Origin of the sequence: Citrobacter sp. L55 (genome assembly GCF_002850715.1) — a bacterium.
Lineage (GTDB): Bacteria > Pseudomonadota > Gammaproteobacteria > Enterobacterales > Enterobacteriaceae > Citrobacter > Citrobacter braakii.
In genome coordinates this window covers 1-2,133 of sequence record NZ_KZ559446.1, presented here as the reverse complement: position 1 = coordinate 2,133, position 2,133 = coordinate 1, and the positions used below count along the sequence as shown (strand labels likewise).

General features: G+C 49.6%; 4 tRNA genes and 2 rRNA genes. All 6 read left to right on the top strand.

Going from position 1 to position 2,133, the window contains the following annotated elements:
• A 16S ribosomal RNA gene (locus tag B9P82_RS28020) occupies positions 1 to 751 on the top strand; the annotation flags it as partial.
• Between the two features lie 71 nt (positions 752 to 822).
• Positions 823 to 899, top strand: a tRNA-Ile gene (locus tag B9P82_RS28015).
• Between the two features lie 61 nt (positions 900 to 960).
• Positions 961 to 1,037, top strand: a tRNA-Ile gene (locus tag B9P82_RS28010).
• A 108-nt stretch (positions 1,038 to 1,145) separates the two neighbouring features.
• Positions 1,146 to 1,221: transfer RNA gene (locus B9P82_RS28005), tRNA-Ala, on the top strand.
• A gap of 128 nt (positions 1,222 to 1,349) precedes the next feature.
• Positions 1,350 to 1,425: transfer RNA gene (locus B9P82_RS28000), tRNA-Ala, on the top strand.
• A gap of 554 nt (positions 1,426 to 1,979) precedes the next feature.
• A 23S ribosomal RNA gene (locus B9P82_RS27995) occupies positions 1,980 to 2,133 on the top strand; the annotation flags it as partial.

Sequence of the window (2,133 nt, the reverse complement as noted above, 5' to 3'; positions counted from 1 at the left end):
GAGCAAACAGGATTAGATACCCTGGTAGTCCACGCCGTAAACGATGTCGACTTGGAGGTTGTGCCCTTGAGGCGTGGCTTCCGGAGCTAACGCGTTAAGTCGACCGCCTGGGGAGTACGGCCGCAAGGTTAAAACTCAAATGAATTGACGGGGGCCCGCACAAGCGGTGGAGCATGTGGTTTAATTCGATGCAACGCGAAGAACCTTACCTACTCTTGACATCCAGAGAAGTTTGCAGAGATGCGAACGTGCCTTCGGGAACTCTGAGACAGGTGCTGCATGGCTGTCGTCAGCTCGTGTTGTGAAATGTTGGGTTAAGTCCCGCAACGAGCGCAACCCTTATCCTTTGTTGCCAGCGATTCGGTCGGGAACTCAAAGGAGACTGCCAGTGATAAACTGGAGGAAGGTGGGGATGACGTCAAGTCATCATGGCCCTTACGAGTAGGGCTACACACGTGCTACAATGGCATATACAAAGAGAAGCGACCTCGCGAGAGCAAGCGGACCTCATAAAGTATGTCGTAGTCCGGATNCTCCATGAAGTCGGAATCGCTAGTAATCGTGGATCAGAATGCCACGGTGAATACGTTCCCGGGCCTTGTACACACCGCCCGTCACACCATGGGAGTGGGTTGCAAAAGAAGTAGGTAGCTTAACCTTCGGGAGGGCGCTTACCACTTTGTGATTCATGACTGGGGTGAAGTCGTAACAAGGTAACCGTAGGGGAACCTGCGGTTGGATCACCTCCTTACCTTAAAGAACCGACCTTTGTAGTGCTCACACAGATTGTCTGATGAAAATTAGCAGTAAGAAAATCTCTGCAGGCTTGTAGCTCAGGTGGTTAGAGCGCACCCCTGATAAGGGTGAGGTCGGTGGTTCAAGTCCACTCAGGCCTACCAAATTNCTTTGTAGTGCTCACACAGATTGTCTGATGAAAATTAGCAGTAAGAAAATCTCTGCAGGCTTGTAGCTCAGGTGGTTAGAGCGCACCCCTGATAAGGGTGAGGTCGGTGGTTCAAGTCCACTCAGGCCTACCAAATTCGCCTCCGTGCTGTGTTACGGCGATGCTCGCATACTTCAGTATGCTTCGCACCACCGCGCCTTGCCCGGAAACGAATTAGGGTACAGAGATTAGCATTTACGATGGGGTTATAGCTCAGCTGGGAGAGCGCCTGCCTTGCACGCAGGAGGTCTGCGGTTCGATCCCGCATAGCTCCACCATTCCTTACTGCAAAAANCCAAATTCGCCTCCGTGCTGTGTTACGGCGATGCTCGCATACTTCAGTATGCTTCGCACCACCGCGCCTTGCCCGGAAACGAATTAGGGTACAGAGATTAGCATTTACGATGGGGTTATAGCTCAGCTGGGAGAGCGCCTGCCTTGCACGCAGGAGGTCTGCGGTTCGATCCCGCATAGCTCCACCATTCCTTACTGCAAAAACACAAGAAAACTTCAGAGTGTACCTGAAAAGGTTCACTGCGAAGTTTTGCTCTTTAAAAATCTGGATCAAGCTGAAAATTGAAACGACACACTGTTTCATTTCTCCGTAAACAAGAAATGAAAAGCGGTGTGTTCGAGTCTCTCAAATTTTCGCAACACTGAAGTGTTTTACGAAACATCTTCGGGTTGTGAGGTTAAGCGACTAAGCGTACACGGTGGATGCCCTGGCAGTCAGAGGCGATGAAGGACGTGCTAATCTGCGATAAGCGTCGGTAAGGTGATATGAACCGTTATAACCGGCGATTTCCGAATGGGGAAACCCAGTGTGATTCGTCACACTATCATTNACAAGAAAACTTCAGAGTGTACCTGAAAAGGTTCACTGCGAAGTTTTGCTCTTTAAAAATCTGGATCAAGCTGAAAATTGAAACGACACACTGTTTCATTTCTCCGTAAACAAGAAATGAAAAGCGGTGTGTTCGAGTCTCTCAAATTTTCGCAACACTGAAATGTTTTACGAAACATCTTCGGGTTGTGAGGTTAAGCGACTAAGCGTACACGGTGGATGCCCTGGCAGTCAGAGGCGATGAAGGACGTGCTAATCTGCGATAAGCGTCGGTAAGGTGATATGAACCGTTATAACCGGCGATTTCCGAATGGGGAAACCCAGTGTGATTCGTCACACTATCATT